This window comes from Caldithrix abyssi DSM 13497 (assembly GCF_001886815.1).
Classification (GTDB): domain Bacteria; phylum Calditrichota; class Calditrichia; order Calditrichales; family Calditrichaceae; genus Caldithrix; species Caldithrix abyssi.
On record NZ_CP018099.1, the window covers coordinates 3,686,614 to 3,707,584 of the forward strand.

Annotated in this window: 18 protein-coding genes and 2 tRNA genes; 6 read left to right on the top strand and 14 right to left on the bottom strand. The window is 45.0% G+C overall.

Annotation, left to right across the window (positions count from 1 at the left end; all coding sequences use genetic code 11):
* Nucleotides 1-10 precede the first annotated feature (10 nt).
* The 3 genes from cydB to cydC all read left to right on the top strand — a co-directional run bounded on the left by cydB (nucleotide 11) and on the right by cydC (nucleotide 4,602).
* The gene (cydB, locus tag Cabys_RS14375) at nucleotides 11-1,027 is read left to right on the top strand and encodes a cytochrome d ubiquinol oxidase subunit II (protein WP_006926831.1); all 1,017 of its coding nucleotides are present in this window, start codon (nucleotides 11-13) and stop codon (nucleotides 1,025-1,027) included.
* A 102-nt stretch (nucleotides 1,028-1,129) separates the two neighbouring features.
* Complete coding sequence (cydD, locus tag Cabys_RS14380; RefSeq protein ID WP_006926832.1) at nucleotides 1,130-2,860, top strand: thiol reductant ABC exporter subunit CydD; 1,731 nt, start codon at nucleotides 1,130-1,132, stop codon at nucleotides 2,858-2,860.
* Nucleotides 2,860-4,602 (top strand): thiol reductant ABC exporter subunit CydC, encoded by a 1,743-nt coding sequence (gene cydC / locus Cabys_RS14385; protein ID WP_006926833.1) that lies wholly within the window; start codon nucleotides 2,860-2,862, stop codon nucleotides 4,600-4,602. The genes cydD and cydC overlap by 1 nt, the downstream gene beginning before the upstream one ends.
* Here cydC and Cabys_RS14390 read toward each other — a convergent pair.
* From Cabys_RS14390 to Cabys_RS14410, 5 genes are all read right to left on the bottom strand, one after another.
* On the bottom strand, nucleotides 4,568-6,100 hold the full coding sequence (locus tag Cabys_RS14390) for a sensor histidine kinase (protein WP_006926834.1): 1,533 nt from the start codon (nucleotides 6,098-6,100) through the stop codon (nucleotides 4,568-4,570). The two genes, cydC and Cabys_RS14390, sit on opposite strands and share 35 nt — an antisense overlap.
* Nucleotides 6,097-6,813: a response regulator transcription factor gene (locus Cabys_RS14395; protein WP_006926835.1), complete on the bottom strand. Its 717-nt coding sequence runs from the start codon at nucleotides 6,811-6,813 to the stop codon at nucleotides 6,097-6,099. Before Cabys_RS14395 ends, Cabys_RS14390 begins: the two co-directional genes overlap by 4 nt.
* A gap of 128 nt (nucleotides 6,814-6,941) precedes the next feature.
* Nucleotides 6,942-7,439 carry a polysaccharide biosynthesis/export family protein gene (locus Cabys_RS14400; protein WP_006926836.1) on the bottom strand — a complete coding sequence of 166 codons (498 nt, stop codon included), beginning with the start codon at nucleotides 7,437-7,439 and terminating at the stop codon, nucleotides 6,942-6,944.
* A 20-nt stretch (nucleotides 7,440-7,459) separates the two neighbouring features.
* On the bottom strand, nucleotides 7,460-9,826 hold the full coding sequence (locus Cabys_RS14405; RefSeq protein ID WP_006926837.1) for a GumC family protein: 2,367 nt from the start codon (nucleotides 9,824-9,826) through the stop codon (nucleotides 7,460-7,462).
* A 164-nt stretch (nucleotides 9,827-9,990) separates the two neighbouring features.
* On the bottom strand, nucleotides 9,991-11,115 hold the full coding sequence (locus Cabys_RS14410; protein WP_006926838.1) for an aminotransferase class V-fold PLP-dependent enzyme: 1,125 nt from the start codon (nucleotides 11,113-11,115) through the stop codon (nucleotides 9,991-9,993).
* Nucleotides 11,116-11,263: 148 nt separating this feature from the next.
* On the opposite strand from Cabys_RS14410, the gene Cabys_RS14415 reads away from it, so the two are divergent.
* Nucleotides 11,264-11,617 (top strand): cupin domain-containing protein, encoded by a 354-nt coding sequence (locus tag Cabys_RS14415; protein WP_006926839.1) that lies wholly within the window; start codon nucleotides 11,264-11,266, stop codon nucleotides 11,615-11,617.
* Nucleotides 11,618-11,806: 189 nt separating this feature from the next.
* Here the strand turns inward: Cabys_RS14415 and Cabys_RS14420 are convergent, their stop codons facing one another.
* The 3 genes from Cabys_RS14420 to Cabys_RS14430 form a co-directional block, all read right to left on the bottom strand.
* Complete coding sequence (locus tag Cabys_RS14420; RefSeq protein ID WP_006926840.1) at nucleotides 11,807-12,049, bottom strand: GIY-YIG nuclease family protein; 243 nt, start codon at nucleotides 12,047-12,049, stop codon at nucleotides 11,807-11,809.
* A 1-nt stretch (nucleotide 12,050) separates the two neighbouring features.
* Nucleotides 12,051-12,138, bottom strand: a tRNA-Ser gene (locus Cabys_RS14425).
* Nucleotides 12,139-13,061: 923 nt separating this feature from the next.
* Nucleotides 13,062-13,146 (bottom strand) — tRNA-Ser (locus Cabys_RS14430).
* 148 nt (nucleotides 13,147-13,294) lie between these two features.
* Here Cabys_RS14430 and Cabys_RS14435 point away from each other — a divergent pair.
* Nucleotides 13,295-14,206, top strand: a complete 912-nt coding sequence (locus Cabys_RS14435; RefSeq protein ID WP_006926841.1) for a cation diffusion facilitator family transporter — start codon at nucleotides 13,295-13,297, stop codon at nucleotides 14,204-14,206.
* A gap of 23 nt (nucleotides 14,207-14,229) precedes the next feature.
* A complete protein-coding gene (locus tag Cabys_RS14440) occupies nucleotides 14,230-15,618 on the top strand; it encodes an aminopeptidase P family protein (RefSeq protein WP_006926842.1) in 1,389 nt (462 codons plus the stop codon).
* A gap of 402 nt (nucleotides 15,619-16,020) precedes the next feature.
* Here Cabys_RS14440 and Cabys_RS14445 read toward each other — a convergent pair whose 3' ends face one another.
* The 6 genes from Cabys_RS14445 to ctaD form a co-directional block, all read right to left on the bottom strand.
* Nucleotides 16,021-16,434, bottom strand: coding sequence for a DUF420 domain-containing protein (locus tag Cabys_RS14445; RefSeq protein ID WP_006926843.1), 414 nt, complete (start codon nucleotides 16,432-16,434; stop codon nucleotides 16,021-16,023).
* Nucleotides 16,431-17,021, bottom strand: coding sequence for an SCO family protein (locus tag Cabys_RS14450; protein WP_006926844.1), 591 nt, complete (start codon nucleotides 17,019-17,021; stop codon nucleotides 16,431-16,433). Before Cabys_RS14450 ends, Cabys_RS14445 begins: the two co-directional genes overlap by 4 nt.
* On the bottom strand, nucleotides 17,018-17,944 hold the full coding sequence (locus Cabys_RS14455; protein WP_006926845.1) for a COX15/CtaA family protein: 927 nt from the start codon (nucleotides 17,942-17,944) through the stop codon (nucleotides 17,018-17,020). Before Cabys_RS14455 ends, Cabys_RS14450 begins: the two co-directional genes overlap by 4 nt.
* Before the next feature lie 285 nt (nucleotides 17,945-18,229).
* On the bottom strand, nucleotides 18,230-18,631 hold the full coding sequence (locus Cabys_RS14460; protein ID WP_006926846.1) for a cytochrome C oxidase subunit IV family protein: 402 nt from the start codon (nucleotides 18,629-18,631) through the stop codon (nucleotides 18,230-18,232).
* Between the two features lie 6 nt (nucleotides 18,632-18,637).
* Nucleotides 18,638-19,288 (bottom strand): cytochrome c oxidase subunit 3 family protein, encoded by a 651-nt coding sequence (locus Cabys_RS14465; RefSeq protein ID WP_006926847.1) that lies wholly within the window; start codon nucleotides 19,286-19,288, stop codon nucleotides 18,638-18,640.
* 31 nt (nucleotides 19,289-19,319) lie between these two features.
* A complete protein-coding gene (ctaD, locus tag Cabys_RS19865; protein ID WP_006926848.1) occupies nucleotides 19,320-20,966 on the bottom strand; it encodes a cytochrome c oxidase subunit I in 1,647 nt (548 codons plus the stop codon).
* Nucleotides 20,967-20,971: the final 5 nt, after the last annotated feature.

A 20,971-nucleotide genomic window follows, 5' to 3' on the forward strand; every position in this document is an offset into this window, starting at 1 on the left:
GAGGTAAATCATGGAATATTTAAATACAATATGGTTTATTTTAATTGCCGTCCTCTTTATTGGGTACTTCTTTTTAGAGGGATTTGATTACGGCGTGGGAATGCTGGTTCCCTTTTTAGGCAAAGATGATATCGAGCGGCGTGTTATTATAAACTCTGTCGGTACTTTTTGGGATGGAAACGAAGTTTGGCTGCTGACTGCAGGCGGCGCCATGTTTGCAGCCTTCCCTAACTGGTACGCAACGTTATTCAGCGGCTTTTACCTGGCTTTGATCTTGATGCTGGTGGGGCTCATTGTGCGCGGCGTGGCTTTTGAATTCCGCAGCAAAGACGACAATCCAAAATGGCGAAATTTCTGGGATTGGGCCCTGGCAGTGGGCAGTTTTATCCCTGCCCTTTTATGGGGCGTCGCTTTTACCAATATCTGGATGGGCGTGCCGATTGACGAGAACATGCATTATGTGGGCGGATTTTTCAATTTACTCAATCCTTTTGCCCTGATCGGCGGACTGGGAACTCTTACCATTTTTCTATTACACGGCGCCCTTTTCCTGTCTATAAAAACAGAAGGCGAAATCGAACAGCGAGCCAGAGCGCTTGCCGCCAAACTCTGGATTCCCACGTTCATCGTTTATGTTCTGTTTATCATCGTCGGCTATTTAAAGACCAACTTGTTCTTCAAATTCGGCGTTAATCCGGGCATCATTCCCATCTTCACCGTTCTGTCTTTAATTTCTACGTATTTTTTCATCAAAAACGGAAAAATGGGCTGGGCGTTTATTTTAAACGGTTTAACCATCGTTCTTACAACCGTAACCATCTTTATGTCCATGTATCCCAATGTGATGCCGTCTTCGCTCAATCCCGAGTGGAGTTTGACCATCTATAATGCTTCGTCTTCTCCTTACACATTAAAGATTATGAGCATTGTGGCCCTGATTTTTGTTCCCATTGTGCTGGCCTATCAGTCATGGACTTACTATATTTTCAGAAAACGCGTTTCTACCAAATCCAAACTCACCTATTAAAAGTTTGCAAGGCTGTGGCCAATGGTCGCAGCCTTGTTTTCTTTTTTATTATCTCAAAAATTGCTACCTTTTTAATCAGGTGAACAATAACGAAAGTTTGGTATGAACATCGATCGCAGATTAATCCGTTTACTTAAAAATTTAAGATGGCCTTTTATCCTAACGTTGTTTTTTGCCCTTCTTTCTGTAATTGCAATTGTTTTAGAGGCCAAATATTTAAGCGCCATTATCGATTTAAGTTTTTTAAAAAAACAATCGTTGGGCAATCTGCTTGATTTGCTGTTAATCTTTATTCTGGTTATCTTGGCCCGCTTCCTGTTCCAGTGGCTGAGCGATAGTTTTGCCAGCCATCTTAGCGCCAGAATCCGCCATGATCTTCGCAATCAGCTTGTTCGTCACCTGCAGGGGGTCAGTCCCGTCGTTTTAAACCTGGAAAAACGCGGCGAGCTGATCAACACCTTGCAGCAGGGCGTGGAGTCGCTGGACGCCTATTTTCGTTCCTACATCCCGCAACTGTTCAGGGCGGCAGCCTTTCCCATCGTCATTTTAATGTTTGTCTTTCCGATCGATCTTCTTTCGGGCTTTGTTTTTCTTTTTACAGCGCCGATTATTCCTGTGTTTATGGTTTTAATCGGACAACATGCCAAAAAGGCCACGCAGCGCCAGTGGAAAACGTTGTCTTTTTTGAGCGCTTACTTGCTGGATGTCATCGAAGGTTTAACGACTTTAAAGATATTAAATCGCAGTCAATCACAAATTACACGGATTCGTCTGCTCAGCGAACAATTTCGACACAACACCATGAGCGTCTTAAAGATCGCCTTTCTTTCTGCGCTGGTGCTTGAGCTGGCGGCATCGCTCAGTACGGCTGTAATTGCCGTTGAAATCGGCCTGCGCTTACTTTACGCTAAAATTTCCTTTTCTCAGGCGTTATTTGTTCTCATTCTCGCGCCGGAATTCTACCAGCCCATGCGTCAGTTAGGAGCCAGTTTCCACGCCGGTATGGAAGGCATGGAAGCCGCCCGCCGGATTTTCGAAATTTTTACCATCCGCGGACGGAGCACCCCAAAGCAAAGCGCACAGCTTTCTTTTTCATCGTCTTTGTCCATTGAGCTGCAAAAAGTCTCGTTCCGCTATCCGCAAACCGACACAGAGGCTTTGAGCGACATCTCCTTAAAAATTGAAGCGGGCAAAAAATATGTGATTATCGGCCCCAGCGGCGCAGGCAAATCAACGCTTTTTAATCTTTTGCTGAAATTTATTGCCCCCACGCAGGGACGCATTCTGGTCAACGGCAATGACCTGCAGCAAATTAACGACGATTTCTGGTTCAAGCAAATAAGCTGGGTGCCGCAAAAGCCCTACCTATTTCACGACACCATCGAAGCCAACCTTAAACTGGTCAATCCCATGGCTTCGGCCGAAGACATGGTTCGGGCCTGCAAAACGGCGCGTTTGCACGATTTTATTATGTCCCTGCCAGATGGTTACCAAACCATTGTAGGAGAAAGAGGCGCCCGATTAAGCGGCGGGCAGGCACAGCGCCTGGCTCTTGCCCGCGCTTTTTTAAAAGACGCCCCGATCATTTTACTGGATGAACCAACGGCTAACCTTGATCCACAGCTGGACCGTGAAATTGTTGAGATTATGCGGCAATTTCCTGATGACACAACACAGATCATTATCGCCCACCGTTTTACCACCTTAAAAAATGCCGATTTGATCTTTGTTATGGTTGACGGAAAGCTGACGGACGTCGGCTCCTTTGCCGAATTGACAGCGTCAGGGAAATATCTGCATCGTATGGCTGAAGAATTGAGGGGGATGAGCTGATGAGCGCTATTTTTCGGCTATTGAAATTAGTTCTACCTTACAAAAAATGGATCGCACTCTCGGTCTTTTTGGGTCTGCTAACCATTGCCAGCAGTATTGGCTTGATGATGACCTCGGCCTTTGTTATTTCCATGGCGGCGTTGCATCCTTCCATTGCCGAAATACAGGTAGCCATCGTCGGCGTTCGCTTTTTCGGCATCAGCCGCGGCATTTTTCGCTACCTGGAACGGCTGATCAGCCATAATACCACCTTTCGTTTGCTCAGCCACTTTCGCGTTCGTTTTTATGCCGCGCTGGAGCCGCTGGTGCCAGCCCGCGTGGCGCATCTTAAAAGCGGCGATCTGCTGCAACGCATAGTAGCCGACATTCAGAATCTGGAAAACTTTTTTGTGCGCGTCATTGCGCCGCCTTCGGTTTCTGTTTTAACGGCGCTTCTTATGACCCTTATTCTGTGGGCCTACCACATCAATTTCGCCCTTGCTTTTATTACGTTTTATGCGCTGGCCGGCACCATCATTCCCTATTTAAGCGTACAGTTGAGTCGTGGAATGGGCAAACAAATCACCGTTCTTAAAAATCAATTGAACGTCGCCCTGTTAGATCACTTAAATGGTCTGCCAGAACTCTTAATTAACCGCCAGATCGAAAATCAGGAAGAGAAGATTAAAGTCCTCAATAAAAAATTAAGCAGGCTGCAGCGCAACATGTTAATCATCGACGCTCTACACCAGGGCTTTGTCACCTTATTGATGTTTGGCGCAGTGGTCATGGTTTTGATCGTCGGTATTCCGATGGTAGAAAATAACATGCTCAACGGCGTTTACCTGGCCGTTCTGGTGCTGGGCGTTATGGCCGCCTTCGAAGGCGTGTTGCCCCTTCCCCAAATGGCTCAATATCTGGAGGAAAACAATGAAGCGGGTAAAAGACTGTTCGAGATCATCGACCGGCCTCCGCAGGTTGTTGATCCGCAACAACCCATTCCCTTTCCGAACGAACAGCCGGTTCGCTTCGCCGTTAACAACTTAACTTTTGCTTACAACAATACTCAACAGCCAGCTTTAAAGAACCTCCGTCTTGAAATCCCCTATTCTTCTAAAGTAGCCATTGTCGGTCCGAGCGGTTCGGGAAAATCAACTCTGGCCCGTTTATTGATCCGGCTTTACGATTATCAGTCAGGTCAAATTTTATTGAACGAGCGGGAATTAAAAAACTATCGCCAGACGGACATTCGTGAAAACATTGGCTACGCCTCGCAAAGTTTTCATTTGTTTACCGGTAGCGTCGCGGATAACCTGCATCTGGTTAATCCCGAGGCCAGCGAACGACAAATGCTGGATGTATTACGGTTGGTTAACCTCAGCGATCTGTCGCACACTCCGCAAGATACCCTGAACTACTGGATTGGCGAACACGGTAATCGACTAAGCGGCGGACAGGCGCAACGGCTTGCTCTGGCGCAGGTTCTGTTAAAAAACAGCCCTGTATTGATTTTTGACGAGGTAACCTCAAGCCTCGATGCGGAAACCGAGCGTCTTATTTTAAAGAATATCTTTGATCATTTTAAAGAGCAAACGATCATCAACATCACGCATCGTTTAAACAACATGGAACACTACAATATGATTTTTGTACTAAACGAAGGTGAATTGATTGGCCGGGGCACACATCACGATTTAATGAGAGAGAATGAGCACTACCGCCATTTATTCAAGATTTTTCAGGAGAGCTTATTGTTTGCTTGATTTTGTTTCGTGGTTGGGAGAGGTCTTTTTTCCAGACGGGCAAGGTAAAACTAAAAACGGTTTCGCTGCCGGGGTTACACTTTACAGAAATCTTTTGACCGTGGGCTTCAACAATTTTTTTAACAATGGCCAGGCCCAGGCCGCTTCCGCCTGACTTACGGTTTCTGCTTTTATCCACACGGTAAAAACGCTCGAAAACATAAGGTAGATCTTCGACGGGAATGCCGGGCCCGTTATCCGCAATTTTAACAATGACATGGTTTTCCGCTTTCAGCAATTCAAGATTAACCGTTGCCCCCTTCCCGCTGAACTTCAGTGCGTTTTGAATCAGATTGGAGATGGCGCGTTCGATCATTCCGATATCGCCCATCACCAGAGGCAAATTTTTAGGAAAACGGGAAATCAGATTAATATTCAAACTTTCGGATTGAGGTTGAAATTTTAACACAATATCCTGGGCTAACTCGGCAATGGAAAAGGGCTCGATTGCCGGCTCAATTTGTTTGGCGTCAAATTTGGCCAGTTCAAACAATTCGCTCACCAGTTCGCTTAAATGCACCACATTTTTGTGAATGATCTGCAGGAATTTTTTACGTTCTTTTTGTGACAGCTTTTCATCCTTGATCATTAAGGTTTCCACATAACCGCGGGTGGATGCCAGCGGACTGCGCAGATCGTGAGAGATATTGGCGATAAACTCGCGACGCATGCGATCATTTCTCTCCAGATCACGCAGGTAGGTTTCAAAAGCGCTGGCCATGTTATTAAAAGCCACGCCCAGTTCGCCAATTTCGTCTCGCGAAGTGATGGGTATTCGTGCATCGTATTTGCCGTTTTTGAAAAAATTAACCACATTGCGCATGATCTGCAGACGCTTGTTCAAAAAGAAAAACACTAAAAACCCGGCAAATAAACTGAACATCACGGCAAGCATGGCGGCCAACGCCGTGTTTTGCAGTACGCCGCTGTCCATGATCGACTGCAAGGAAAGTGTATTCAGCGGCACATTGTAGGTAATCAATAAATAAGCATACTGATCGTCTAAGTGCAAAGGACTTGCAGAAAAAATCACCTTACCGTCTGGATCGAGAGGATTGTCAATGAACACGGCCTCTTTTAAATTTTGATCTTTAGCGGCAATAAATTCAAGAATGGGCTGCACATCAATTTTTTTACGTTTAATTTCACTGGCATCGGTTAACGTTTGCAAAATGCGGCCAGTTTGGTCCACGATATAGATATGAGCATCAGGATTGAGGAGCGTTAAATTTTGTGTATCATTGGTAATGGTGGTTAACGAACAGCCGGCTTTCACGCGTTCTTCAATCATGCGCGCCAGAGCCGCTGCCGTTTTAGCATGCAGCTTTTGATCTTTCTCGTAATAATAGTCAAACGTACAGGTTAAGGAGAGGTACATCTGAACGGCCGACAGCGCCAGTATTTGTATTAAAAAGATCAACGCAATTTTACCAAACAAACTTTTCAGAATCGTCTTCATTGCCCCACATCATCCTCATCCATAAACTTGTAACCAACGCCCCAAACCGTTTTGATATATCGCGGATTGGAAGGATCGTCTTCGATTTTAGCCCTTAAACGATTAATATGCGAATTAACGGTATGTTCATAACCGGAAAATTGATACCCCCACACCATATTTAACAATTTTTCTCGCGAAAAGGCCCTGCCTGGATTCGAAATAAAAAGCTTTAAAAGTTCAAACTCTTTGGCCGTCAACTCGATATTTTTGTTTTTAAGCAAAACGCGGCGCTTGGCCACATTAACCGCCAGATCGCCGGTTTTGAACTCTTCAGGTCCGTCGGACTCATTGCTTTCTTCGTAAGCCTTTATCCGCCGTAAAATCGTTTTCACCCTGGCCAGCAACTCTCTGATGGAGAAGGGCTTGGTGATGTAATCGTCGGCGCCTAATTCCAGCCCTAACACCTTATCCAGCTCTTCGCTGCGGGCTGTGAGCATTAAAATGGGCAGCTTCTTCTTTTTCTCTCTTAAAATTTTACAGACTTCAAGGCCATCCAGTGCAGGTAGCATGACGTCTAAAATCACCAGTTGATAATCGTTTTTGAGCGCCCGCTCCAGGCCACGATCCCCCTGATTGGCCACATCGAGATCAATGCCCAGGTCCCGCAGATGCAGCTCCAGTAAAGCGCAAATCTCCGTGTCGTCCTCTATTAACAAAACATTTCTGTTCATAACATCCATCCGTTCTGCTGGTAATTCAATTTACCAGCAAATGATCACGAAACCATTGCAAAAAGTTAATCTTTTTAAGAAATAACTGGAAAAAGGGAAGGATAATTCCGAAGAGGGCAAACTAACGGTTAAAATATCCTGGTCAGGTAATACATGGCCGAAAAAAGCAAGGCCACGCTTGAAGTCAACGAAAAAGCCTCTTTGATGGTGTACCAGTTGGTGTGGTTCACATAAATCACATCGCCCGGCTGCAATCGTATTTGTTCTTCGCTTAAAGACAACATCTTTTTCAAATTAATCGTTAGTTCTTTTTTATATGTCTTTCCGTTTTTATCTTTATAAGACCGGATAATCTGAACGTCGTCCAGGTCGGCATACGTGCCGGGCCCGCCAGCCAGAGAGAGCAGTTCGATTAAATTGGTCGAGCTGGCCACCTCGTAAAGGCCGGGTTTTTGAACAAAGCCCCACAGGCTGACCGTAATGGTAATATCGCCGGGTTTGGCGTAATAATAGTTCACAGATTTGCCCGTCATATTGCGAGCCGCCATGTTCATTTGATCTGTTTGCGCAAACAAAGGCCCCACAGCCATCACAAACAATCCCAAGGCAAACAACCATTTCCGCATAGATTTCATCCTTTAATTACTTAAGAAGTTTCCGTTCGTTTTTTCTTCGCTTTTTTTCCGCCTGTATGGCCATAGGTGTAATAACCATAGTAGCCGTAATAACGGCTTTTATACTGGCCATAATAGCTTCCGTAAGCGCGTTTAATGTCGAAATTATTCATGGCCACGCCAAGAATATGCGCATTGACGCGCTCCAGTTGCTCAATCGAGTGTTCCAATTCATCAAAGATCGTTGTGCCTGCCAGAATGATCAGCAGCGTTCCTTCCACCTGTGTTGCAAGAATGGAAGCGTCGGTCACCGCCAGCACAGGAGCTGTGTCAAATATCACCAAATCGTACATGGATTTCAAACGGTCGATTAATTCGTGGGTTTGCGGCGCGGCGAGAATCTCTGAAGGATTGGGCGGCACCAGACCGGAAGTCATCACCGAAAGATGGGGAATTACCTCTTTATGAGTAATTTCATCCAGCGTATTTTGCCCGAACAGATGGTTGGTTAAGCCCGGTTCCTTGGGCAGACCAAATAATCTGTGAATGGCCGGGCGACGCAAATCTGTATCGACCAGCAGGGTGTTTAGTCCCGCCTGGGAAAAGGTAATAGCCAGATTGGAAGCCGTGGTGGTTTTTCCTTCCTTTGGATTCGGGCTGGTAACCAGAAAACTTTTTAAAGGCTTGTCAAGTCGGGCATATTGCAAGTTGGTTCGCAAGCGGCGGTATCCCTCAGCAACGGAAGAGCGAGGGCTTAATAAAGCGATTAAGTGATCGTCGATAGCAGGATTCTCTTTATTCTGTGCCAATTCCGCAATCATCTGCGAATCCATGCTGGGGATAACGGACAAGGGCTGCCAGCCACGTCTCTTAAGGTCTTCCGGCGTACGGATACTGACATCCAGATATTCAAGCAAAAATACCAGCCCCACGCCCAATCCCAGACCGAGCAAGGCGCCCAGCATTAAATTCATCCGGATTTTAGGAGAGATGGGTAATTTGGGCACAATGGCCTGATCGATAATTTCAATGTAGCCGAATTGCGACTGTTCGGCAATGGTCGCTTCCTGATACTTTTCTTCAACCAGCAAATACAGTTTTTCGGCGCTAAGGCGTGCGCGCTGCAACCGGGCGAACTCAATGCTTCTTTTAGGAATGCGATCAAATTGTTTCTGGTAATCCAGAAGCACGACGGCCAGGGCCTTTTTCTTTGCTTCCAGCGCCTGAACCTGTATTTGCGTGTCAAAAATTTTCTGTTTGACTTCCACCAGGTATTTTGCAGGATCGGTTAACTGTCCGGGTAAAACCGATTTTAGATAATCGTTGGTTCGCTTTCGGAGCTTTTTACGCAAATTATCGATTTGCGAATCGATTTTGATCAGTTTCTCCTTGTAAATAGGATCTTCTGCCGCATGTGGATTTTGAGAAATGGTAATGTCTTTTTCAACTTCCAGGCGGGCAATCTCCTCCTGTAATAAACGAATGTAAGGATCGCTGGCGTCGCTCATAATCCTGGCCACATTGGGCTCCTGCCGCGCAATTTGTTTTCGGTAAAAATTGAGCGACTCTTTTACCGATTCCAGTTCTATGCTCACATTTTCATACTGTGCCTGAACCGTGGCCAGTTGTTCAATTACTTTTTGCGACTCGTCATCTACCGATACAATACCCGTCTGTTCCATGTAACGCTGCAGCGCTTCTTCCGCTTTGGCCAATTGTTCTTGTTTGGCGATCAACTGCTTTTCCAGAAATTCACGCGCCGCTTTGGAACGCGTTCGACTCATCCGTAAATTGCGTTCGTAATAAGCCCGGGCAAATTGATTGGCAATAAGCGCCGCATCGCGCGGATCGCCGCTTTTTGCTATTATTTTGATTACCTCAGAATCGCGAACAGGTTCAAACTCCACCGTCCGGATTAAGACACCGGTTAATTCTTCTTCCGACAAAATTTCACGGCCCAATTCATCCTCTTCAGGCGCTCTGATGCAGTGTAATATTTCCTGTGAATTATCGTAATATTTTTTGGCCAACAGTTCTCTGGCCACGGCATTAGCCACCGAACGGGATTTCAAAATTTCCAGCTCATTATTCAAGTTTTGCGCAAAGCCCAGCCCGGTCGGATCGAACAATAATAATCCTCCCTGCCCCTTGCTCTGCGTGTTAACCAGCACCGTGGCCTGCGCCTGATAAACGGGCTGACTATTGATTGTGTAAACAACCGCCGTCAAAAATACGACCAGAAATGAAACGAGAACGATCCATTTTCTGCGCAGGATTATTTGCAAATAATCCTGAAGCTTCATTACCTCTTCTTCGTTTTCAAAACCGGTATAACTTTGCGCCAAAGGCTTTCCGTTACCAGGATAACCTTCGCCCATATTCATTTTTTCACTGCTCATGCTTGCCCTAAAAAAAATTTATTTTATTAACACCTAAGAGTTATCGTTAAATAATTCAAAAAGATTAAACCTGCATAAATAAATAAAGAAAATAATTAAAAATTCTTAATACAATGTACTGGTTTTTAACTTAGAAATCAAGGATTTAACATCAACATTTGCGGCTATTTATAAAATTTTTTTATGATTTTAATCACCTGCTCTATTTCCTGGTCATTATTATAAAAATGCGGCGCCAGGCGTATTAACCCATTGCGTAACGAAGCAACAACCTGATGCTTTTTCAATTCTTCGAACAATTCTTCAGCGCGCGCTGCCTTAAATGAGTAAATTCCTGACCAATGATGCCGATCTTTTGTATTCACAAAAATAAGCCCAATTTTTTCCAGCTCTTCCACCAGCATTTCACCCAACTTAAAAAGGTGTTCCTGAATTTTGCCTGGATTCGCTTCCATCAGCAATTCCACCGACGCCGATAAAGCGGTAATTCCGATAAAATTTGATGTTCCATATTCGAAACGGCGGGCATCGGGCAAAAACTCGAGCTGATAGTCGAAAAAATCCCAGGCATTTTCAACAGCCAGCCACCCGGTAAAAGCCGGATGCAGTCTGGAAAAAAGTTCCGGCGCGATGTACATAAAGCCCGCCCCCATGGCGCCCATCAGCCATTTGTGTCCCCCGTTGGACAAAAAATCAATATGACAGGCCTGCACATCTAATGGCAGCGCGCCAACCCCCTGAATACCATCCACTGAGAAGAGAATGCCCTGTTCTTTGCAAAGCTGGCCAATGGCCTGCAAATCGTTGCGAAAACCGCTGGAAAATTCGACAAAACTAATGGAAAGCAGCCTTGTCTTTGAAGTGATGGCCGCCTTAATTTTCTCCAGATCAACGAGCCCGTCAGGAGAAGAAATCTTTTTAACTATCACGCCTTTTCTTTCCAGATTCAAGAATGGGTACATATTACTCGGGAACTCACAATCCGGCACCAGTACTTCATCGCCTGCCTGCCATTCCAGCCCATTGACCAGGTGATTAAAGCCCTCAGAGGTGTTCGTAATAAAGGCAATATTTTCCGGACGGGCATTAATCAAACGGGCCAGCAAATTTCGTGTTTTATTCCGCAGTTCATCGGCCTTTTTAAATACATCAATCGTTCCGAACTGGCGCTCATCAAGATACCACTCCAACCGCTCGGTTACGCGCGTCGAAAACGGCGAAATGGCAGCATGATTGAGATAAATCTTCTGTGAGGTTATCGGAAATAGTTTTCGATAGTCGTGAAACATTGTTTTCCTTTTAATTATTTTCTAAATTTTAAAAATAACAGATTATGAGGTTCATTTCAATTTGTTTTAAGATTTTATTTGCTTTTTGTGTTTTCATTTCTTTTCTTTGAAACTTGTCGCCGGAAAAATTTTAAGGAAGGTGTTTGAAATGGCAGTAAAAGAAATGAAAAAGATTCCCGTCCAGCCCGTATCGGTGGGTAAAGGCGCTTTTATTCAGATTTTGATTGGCGCCGAAGAAGCTCCGCATTTTTTCATGCGCCGCTTCATTATCGAACCGAAAGGCCATATTCCGAAGCACACCAACACCGTTGAACATGAACAATTGGTATTGCGCGGCAAAGGGCGAATTGGCATCGGCGATGAGATATTTACCGTTAAAAAAGACGATGTGCTTTTTATTCCGGCCAACATGCCTCACTGGTATGAAAATATCGGCGATGAACCGTTTGAATTTTTATGCCTGATCCCCAATAAAGAAGACAAAATGCAACTTTTGGACTGAAGGCACCGGGCAAAGAAGAAAAATCGTACCTTGAGCTTTTTCTGCAGATTTGATTTTGATGAATTGCCAAAACAGGCTATCTTCAAAAACACCGCGATTCTCCGCATGGTCTTATTTTACCACGTCAACATTTTTTTTCGAAGAATCCGTATCGGAGCCGCAGGATCCTTACAGGACGAGACCGCCCCGTTAAAGAATGCCGCGACCTTTTAACCATTGGCGACCTTCAATCGTTTTGAAAAATTGCTCCCGCTGAAACGCTTCCGAACGAGTAGCAAATTCTTCGTAGTAAATGAGTCTCCAGGGACGAAAGGCTTTGGTGGAGCGCACCTTCCCGCTGTTGTGGCGCGTTAACCGTTCTTCCAGGTTCTGTGTGTGACCAAAATAATGACGACCGGAAGCTAAACTTTCAAGAACGTACGTGTAGTACATGCGGAGAGGGTGGGATTCGAACCCACGGACCCCGAAACAGGGTCAACGGTTTTCGAGACCGCCCCGTTCAACCACTCCGGCACCTCTCCAATTATTTCATCTTTTAATTTCTAAAAAATTTAACTTTAACACAATACTTTTTCATTTTCGAGACCGACCCGTTTCCGCAGGATCCCTACGGGACAACCACTCCGCCACCTCTCCAATTATTTTATCTTTATTTCTAATTAATTCAACTTTAAACTATGCTTTTTTATTTTCGAGACCGACCCGTTTCCGCAGGATCCCTACGGGACAACCGCTCCGGCACCTCTCCAATTATTTCATCTTTATTTCTAATCAATTTAACTTTAACACAATACTTTTTTATTTTCGAGACCGACCCGTTTCCGCAGGATCCCTACGGGACAACCACTCCGCCACCTCTCCAATTATTTCATCTTTATTTCTAATCAATTTAACTTTAACACAATACTTTTTCATTTTCGAGGCCGACCCGTTTCCGCAGGATCCCTACGGGACAACCACTCCGGCACCTCTCCAATTATTTCATCATTATTTCTAATCAATTTAACTTTAACACAATACTTTTTCATTTTCGAGACCGACCCGTTTCCGCAGGATCCCTACGGGACAACCACTCCGGCACCTCTCCAATTATTTCATCTTTTAATTTCTAAAAAATTTAACTTTAACACAATACTTTTTCATTTTCGAGACCGACCCGTTTCCGCAGGATCCCTACGGGACAACCACTCCGGCACCTCTCCAATTATTTCATCTTTTAATTTCTAAAAAATTTAACTTTAACACAATACTTTTTTATTTTCGAGACCGCCCCGTTTCCGCAGGATCCCTACGGGACAACCACTCCGGCACCTCTCCAATTATTTTATCTTTATTTCTAATTAATTCAACTTTAAACTATGCTTTTTTATTTTCGAGACCGACCCGTTTCCGCAGGATCCCTACGGGACAACCACTCCGGCACCTCTCCAAATAATATAAAAAGCGGAGAGGGTGGGATTCGAACCCACGGTGGCTGACGCCACACACGATTTCCAGTCGTGCCGATTCGACCGCTCTCGCACCTCTCCGATTTGATAATGCATTTCTGTTCGAGCTTTAGAACTTAAAAAAAACTATCTTACTTTTCAAGTTTTAAATCTTTATTAGATTATTTTATTTGCTCCTTTTTTACAGATTACCTAAATTATTGGTTAATTTTAATTAAGGTAAATGCTAATGGTACACGGACATCATCATTCACACGGGCATGACGATACCAGGCTCCCCACCACGCGCTTATTGATTACCATGGCGCTCAATTTTGCCATTACCATAGCCGAACTAATCGGGGGGCTTCTTTCCGGTTCGCTCTCATTGATTTCCGATGCGCTTCATAATTTCAGCGACGGCATTGCCATCATCATCTCTTACATTGCCCTAAAGCTAAAAAAAAGATCCGTTACGCCACGCCATACCTTCGGCTTAAAAAGAGCAGAGATTTTTGCAGCGGCATTAAACTCAGGCGTGTTGCTTGTTATTACGCTCTATCTTTTTTACCACGCCGCCATCCGCCTTATAAATCCCGCCGTACTCAAAGGCGATCTGATGATCGTCGTTGCCGGAATTGGTCTGATCGCCAATGTGATTGGCACCTGGTTGCTGGCGCGCCCTGCAAAAAACAGCTTGAATCTTAAATCTGCATACCTCCATCTTCTTGCCGATGCCATCTCGTCTTTTGCCGTTTTACTGGGCGGCGTTGCCATTTATTACTGGAACATCTTCTGGGTGGATCCCATTCTGACCATTCTGATCGGCCTGTATATACTCAAAGAGAGTTATCACATTTTACAGGGGGCTATACACATCTTGATGGAAGGCGCTCCGACCAATATTTCTATTGATGAGGTAAAACAGGCTGTGGAAAGTTTGCCCGAGGTAAACAACCTGCATCACATTCATCTCTGGATGGTTGGCGACAACGACATTCACCTTGAAGGTCATGTGGATGTTGAGGACATGCTTTTAAGCGAAAGCGGCCAGCTACTGAACAAAATTGAACACCTATTGCAAGATAAATTCAACATTAAACATGTTACCTTGCAGCTTGAATGTAACCATTGTTCCAATGCACATATGATTGGACATTAATTTAAATAAAAAAGGGAAACGCCATGTTTAATATCGAAACGTACAAAGATCGTCGGCAAAGATTGAAAGAACGGATGAAGGATGGTATTTTGCTTTTCCTGGGAAATAATGAATCTCCCATGAACTATCCGGCCAATGTCTATCCCTTTCGGCAGGACAGTACTTTCCTCTATTTCTGGGGACTTGATCAACCAGCCCTGGCGGCCGTCATCGACCTTGATCAGGACAAAGAAATCATTTTTGGCGATGATTTTTCGGTGGATGATATCGTCTGGATGGGGCCGCAACCCAAACTCCACGATCTTTGCGCTCAGGTCGGGGTGCAAACCGTTAAGTCCTCTGCCGATTTAGCCAATTTTATTTTTAGGGCGTTGCAAAAGGGCCGCCCCATTCACTTTCTGCCTCCTTATCGCCACGATAACATGATTAAACTTCAGGAGATTTTAGGAATTCGCGCTGATTACCTGAAAAATTATGTTTCCGTGCCCTTCATCAAAGCCGTTGTGGAACTGAGGTCTGTCAAATCCGAAGAGGAGATCATCGAAATTGAAAAGGCGCTGGATATTACCTATCAGATTCATCTGGAGGCCATGAAATTAATTCGACCGGGTCTAAAAGAATACGAAATTTCCGGCGTTCTTAAAGGTAAAGCGATGAGTCTGGGCGGCAGCCTTTCTTTCCCGATGATTTTTTCCGTGCATGGCGAAATTTTACACAATCCGCACCAACTTAATCTCATGGAAAAGGGTCAATTGGTGGTGCTGGATTGCGGCGGAGAGGCGCCCAGCCACTACGCCGGCGACATTACGCGTACACTGCCCGTCTCAGGAAAATTTTCCGAAGAACAAAAAGCGGTTTACCAGGCCGTTTTAAGCGCCCAGACCGCCGCAATTGAAATGATTCAGCCAGGAATCAGGTTTCGCGATGTTCACCTTGAAGCGGCAAAAGTGCTTACCCTTGGATTGAAAGAACTGGGTTTAATGAAGGGAAATATTGACGACGCCGTTCAGGCCGGAGCCCATGCCCTCTTCTTTCCCCATGGACTTGGTCACATGATGGGCCTTGATGTGCATGACATGGAAGACCTTGGCGAAGAATACGTGGGATACGATGAACATACAAAGCGCAGCAGCCAATTTGGGCTGGCCAATTTGCGCCTTGCCAGAGAGCTAAAATCGGGATTTGTAGTAACCGTCGAACCGGGCATTTACTTCATCCCTCAATTGATCGATCTGTGGCAGCAGGAACAAAAATTCAAAGACTTTATTAACTACGATAAGCTGGAATCCTATCGTCATTTCGGAGGAATTCGTATTGAAGATGATGTATTGGTTACCGAAAATGGCTGTCGGATTTTAGGCAAACTGATTCCCAAACGCATCGAAGGCATCGAAGCCATTATGCAAAAATAAAATAGGCTGGCTGCAAGCCGGCCTATTTTTTTCATCTGTCTGCAAATAATAGAAATTTCTAAAGAATGTTGCCAGATGGCGCAGCCTGATGTTCCTGTTTGCTTTGAAGTTACGCTGCAAATGCCCAGTTCTACAAAACAGGACAAGAGAATAATATTAGCGTAAATCCTATTAATTAAACGTTATTTGTCGTTTTGTTCTCATTCAAATAAGGCAAAGTTAGCTTCTGCTGTTTGAAATGATAGTTCACCCTTTTTTGAGTGGACTCATACATTGTCTTTGACTTTTGGGCCAGCCCCGGAAAGAAATGAAAAATAACGCTTTTCAGTGTGATTTAAAATCTCTTTGCGGTTGATTTAATGAAAGTTATTTGCCTGCGGTTAAGTAACCTCAGGTGTGTAGCTAACGTAAATAGAGCATCACGTAAATTAAAACGCCGCTAATGGAAACAAATACCCAGGCCGGAAAAACCACCCTTGCCACACGCTTATGCAATTCGAATCGTCCCTGTAAGGCGCGGTACACCATGTAAAAAATAAACGGCGTCATTGCCGCAGCCAGAATAATATGCGGCACCAGCAGTATAAAGTAAAGCGGTCTTGTCCAGTCGTAATGGGGATAAGGAATGGATCCCACATGATAGTGATAGATCAAATACGAAATTAAAAAGAACATGGAAGAAATTAAAGCGCCCACCATCCACTTCTTGTGTTTTGCCTGTCGCCCGTGCCTGATGTGATGGTAGCCGATCAGGAGTAAAACAAAACTTAAGGCATTAAGCACAGCGTTAACAGTGGACAGATCGTTTACGCTCATGGTAAGTTCCTGACCAGAGCGGCAATATGTTGTTTGAGCAAATCCATGTCAATTGGATCATCGTAATCGTAATAGCCGCGAATCCACCCTTCGCCATCCACCAGAATTAACTTGGTGCTGTGATCGTACGGCAGTTCTCCGGCAAGTTTAAAACCCTGTTCGTACAAATTTTTCATCTCTTCTTTTTCCCCGCGAACAAAAACCCAGCGTTGGTCGGTCACGCCCAGGTCTCTGGCATAATCTTGCAGAACCTGCAGTGAATCGTAATCCGGATCGCAGGTAATCGAAACCAGTTGCACCTTATCGCTTCTGGAAAAAGCGGCGTACAGTTCGCCCATGCTTTTGCCCATCAACGGACAGGGGCCGCCGCATCGTGTAAAGATAAAATCTACCACATTAATTTTCCCTTTTAGCTGATCAAGACCAAAGGGCTGCCCGCTACGCTCCACAAATGTAAATTCTGGCACCGCGTACAATCTGGGTAAATTAGCCAGACTGTTTTGCGCTTTTTGAATGACGGTCATGGCAATGATCAGAATGACTAACAATGCCGCTGCAAACAGAATAATCAATTTTAATCTTTTCATACGTTTTTCCCTTTAGTTTTTAAAAAGACAAATAAGGTGAGCAACACGCCGATAATCATGCTGGAAATCCACAAATGAATTACTCTTCCCAGGGCAGGCAAGTCAATCCAGATCAGCACCATGCCTACCAGCGCTTGCAAAACAAACAAAATGATCGCGGCGTTTACCAAATTCTCAATGTGGGCCGGAATCGATCGTTCTGTGCTCTTAAAATAGGTGCGTAAATAAATGGCCGAAACAATCATGCCCAGCGCCAGAGCCACGTGCAGCGGCGTGGTAAAACCCACCAGATCCAATACGGCTCCGGTTTCCAGTAGCGGCGTTGCTTTTTGAATGTGCTCGATTTGGGATCGAATTTGTGTGCCAATAATGATCTGGACGATCGAGATCAAGTACAACCCCAAAACAGCCCGTTTAATATTCTGACGCACCAACAGCAGCTGATTGTTTTTTAAGCGCAGATGGCTTTGCAAATACACGTACAATACCAGAGACACAATAATAAAAGCCAGCGCCATGTGGATGGTAATTACAAAAGGTTCCAGTCCTGAACTGACCACTTTGCTCCCCTGCCATCCCTGAAAGGCAACCAACAGGGCGCTTAACACCGCGGGAATCAGAATGTTTTTTTGATCCCTAAATTTAACAATCGCCCACACGGCCAAAACGGCGATGAGCAGGCCCACCGTCATCCCGGCCAGCCGATTGATATATTCAATCCAGGCCAGGGTGAAATTAAAGAGATTCGGATCCATATCAGGTGGGAGCTGGCTGATATCTGTTGGCGGAATCCAGCGACCGAAGCATTTGGGCCAGTCGGGGCAGCCCAAACCGGCTCCGGAAACGCGCACCAGTCCCCCGATAAATATCAAAAGGTAGGTAGCCGCCGTGGTAAACAGGGCAAAACTTTTGAATTTTTTCATTTTTTATCTTCCCATTAAATGAACATTAACGCATTTAAAGAGTAAAGCGGTCTAGTGTTCAAAAGGATCGGATAAACAACCGACGAGAACAAACGCCAGAGATTAGCGCCAGCTCCAAAACGACTCTTCTCTTTAAAATCTTAATCATTTTCTAATTACCCGGCTAAGGTTTAACCGCCTTCCGCGCAACCGCAGCTTTTAATTCGTTCAAAATTTTCGTCTCTCTCGTCAGATCATGTGTGCTGCCAAAAGGAGACTCCCAAAATCTTGTTCAACGTTCCTGTTTTAGTTTGCTTTACTATTTGCTTCAACAGGCGCTTTTGGCGCTTCAGGCGATTGCTCCTTTTGATAGATTATGGATTGTTCCTGAATGGGCTTTGCCGATTCCTGATAAAGATCGCCGCGCCGTAATGTGTCAAACATTGTCAGAACAATAAATACGGTTACAAAAGCAATAGAAATCAGAAAGATGCTCAGGAACAGCTTATTATCATAAGCCAGATGCATAAAAATCAAAGCCACAATCGAAGCTTTAAACGAAGCGATGAGCATGGCCACGGCCAGATTAAAAGGCCCAAGATGAACAAAAGAAATCGCCACCGTTACCACCGTCAGTAAGAGCAAAGCCGCTCCGGACAGCAGATACACTTTTAACGGAAGAATATGATCTTTTTGATTTTGACTCATAACACATTACCCTATTAAATACAACAACGGAAAAATGTAAATCCAGAACAGGTCAACCAGATGCCAGTACAGACCGGTATTTTCCACCGGCGTGTAATATTCGCTGTTAAAATGCCCTTTTATTGTTTTAATCCACATGATGAAGATGGCGACCATCCCGCCCAAGACATGCAGGCCGTGCAAACCGGTCATCATGAAATAGATGCTGAAAAAGACGTGTGGATTGGTCCCTTCAATTCCCTGAAAGGTGTAAAATTTGCCCGGCAGCTGTCCCAGCTCAAATTTATGATGATATTCAAAATATTTAACTACTAAAAACACGGCGGCTAAAAGAAGAGTCACCAGCAAATAGCGGGCGGCCACTTTGCTTTTATTCAGCTGCAGGCTGCGAATGGCCAGCGCCACCGTAACCGAACTGCTGATGAGCACAACCGTGTTTATGGTTCCCAGATAGACATCCAGATATTTATGAGCGTTGATGAACATATCAGGATGCAGGGCTCGATAGACTGCATAAAAAACAAACAGACCGCTAAACAGTAATACCTCGGTAACTAAAAAGATCCACATTCCCAGCTTTGCCGATTCACGCTGTTGCTCGGCATCGGCAAAATGGTGTTGTAAAAAGGTTGTGTGTTGCATCGTTTTTTCCATCATTCACTTTTCCTAATCAATAAATTTACCAATTTTAGCTTAACACCGATTCTTTAGCCTGCTCTTCCTTGTAAACGCGCCGATCTTCCACAATCTTAATGCGGTCGTAATCATACGGTCCATCTGTCACCAGCGGAATGCGTTCAAAATTATGCGGGTCTGGCGGCGTATCCGTCGTCCAGTCCAGAGTAAGCGCGCCCCACGGATTTTTGTCTTTGACTTTTTCGCCTTTTACAATGCTGTAAATCAGATAACAGGCCATAATTAAAAAAGCCAGCCCGATCACAAAAGCGCCGTAAGAAGAAAACACATGATACGCTCTGTATTGTTCCACATAAGTGTAGTAGCGGCGGGGCATGCCCAACATGCCCATCACAAACTGGCTGACAAAAGTGACGTTAAATCCCACAAACAACAGACCGGCGGCAATGCGCCCCCAAAACTCGCTGTATTTTCTGCCCCAAATTTTGGGCCACCAGTAGTGCAGTCCACCGATAAAAGCCATCACAGTGCCGCCCATCATCACATAGTGAAAATGCGCCACCACAAAATAGGTGTCGTGTAAATGCACATCTGTAGAAAGAGCCCCTAACATGATTCCCGTAAAGCCCCCAATGGCAAACAGGAACATGAAGGACAGAGCGTAGAGCATGGGCGTTTCCAGGCTGATTTTTCCTTTGTACATGGTGGCCAGCCAGTTGAACATTTTTATTCCCGAAGGAATGCCCACCAAAAAGGTAAGAAAAGAAAAAATAGCCGCCGCCAGCTCAGACTGCCCGCTAACGTACATGTGGTGGCCCCAGACCAAAAAGCTGACCAGAGCAATACCCAGGCTGGAAAAAGCAATGGCCTTGTAGCCAAATATCTTCTTTTTAGAAAAGGTTGTCACCAGTTCGCTGATGATGCCCATGCCGGGTAAAATCATGATGTAAACGGCGGGATGCGAATAGAACCAAAAAAAGTTCTGAAACAGCACCGGATCGCCGCCCATGGCCGGATCAAAAATGCCGATGCCCAGCAGGCGCTCCATGATTAAAAGCAGCAGGGTAATGCCCAGCACCGGTGTGGCGATGACCTGAATAATCGAAGTGGCGTAAAGTCCCCACACAAAAAGCGGCATTTTAAACCAGGTCATTCCCGGAGCGCGCAGTTTGTGAATGGTGGCAATAAAATTAATACCGGTAAAAATGGAAGAAAAGCCAACAATAAAGGCGCCAAAGACCATGGAAACCACCGGCCCGGTAACCGATGTGCTGTAGGGTGTGTAAAAGGTCCAGCCTGTATCCACCCCGCCCTTAAGAATGGAATAAACCATAATAATAGCGCCCACGATGTAAAAATACCAGCTCGCCAGATTTAATTTTGGAAAGGCCACATCGCGCGCCCCGATTTGCAAAGGCAGAACAAAATTGCCTAAAATGGCAGGAATCCCCGGTATGATAAACAGAAAAATCATGATGCCGCCGTGCAGGGTAAACATTTTATTGTAGGCATCGGCCGAAAGCATCACCTTTTCCGGCGTAATCAACTCCAGTCGAATCACCAGCGCCAGAAGTCCGCCGATTAAAAAGAAAAACATGATACTGTACATGTACAAAATGGCAATGCGTTTATGATCAACCGTAAAAAGCCAGGATTTCCAGCCTTTCTCTGCGGTTAGATAATTTACTCCTTCACTCATGAGCC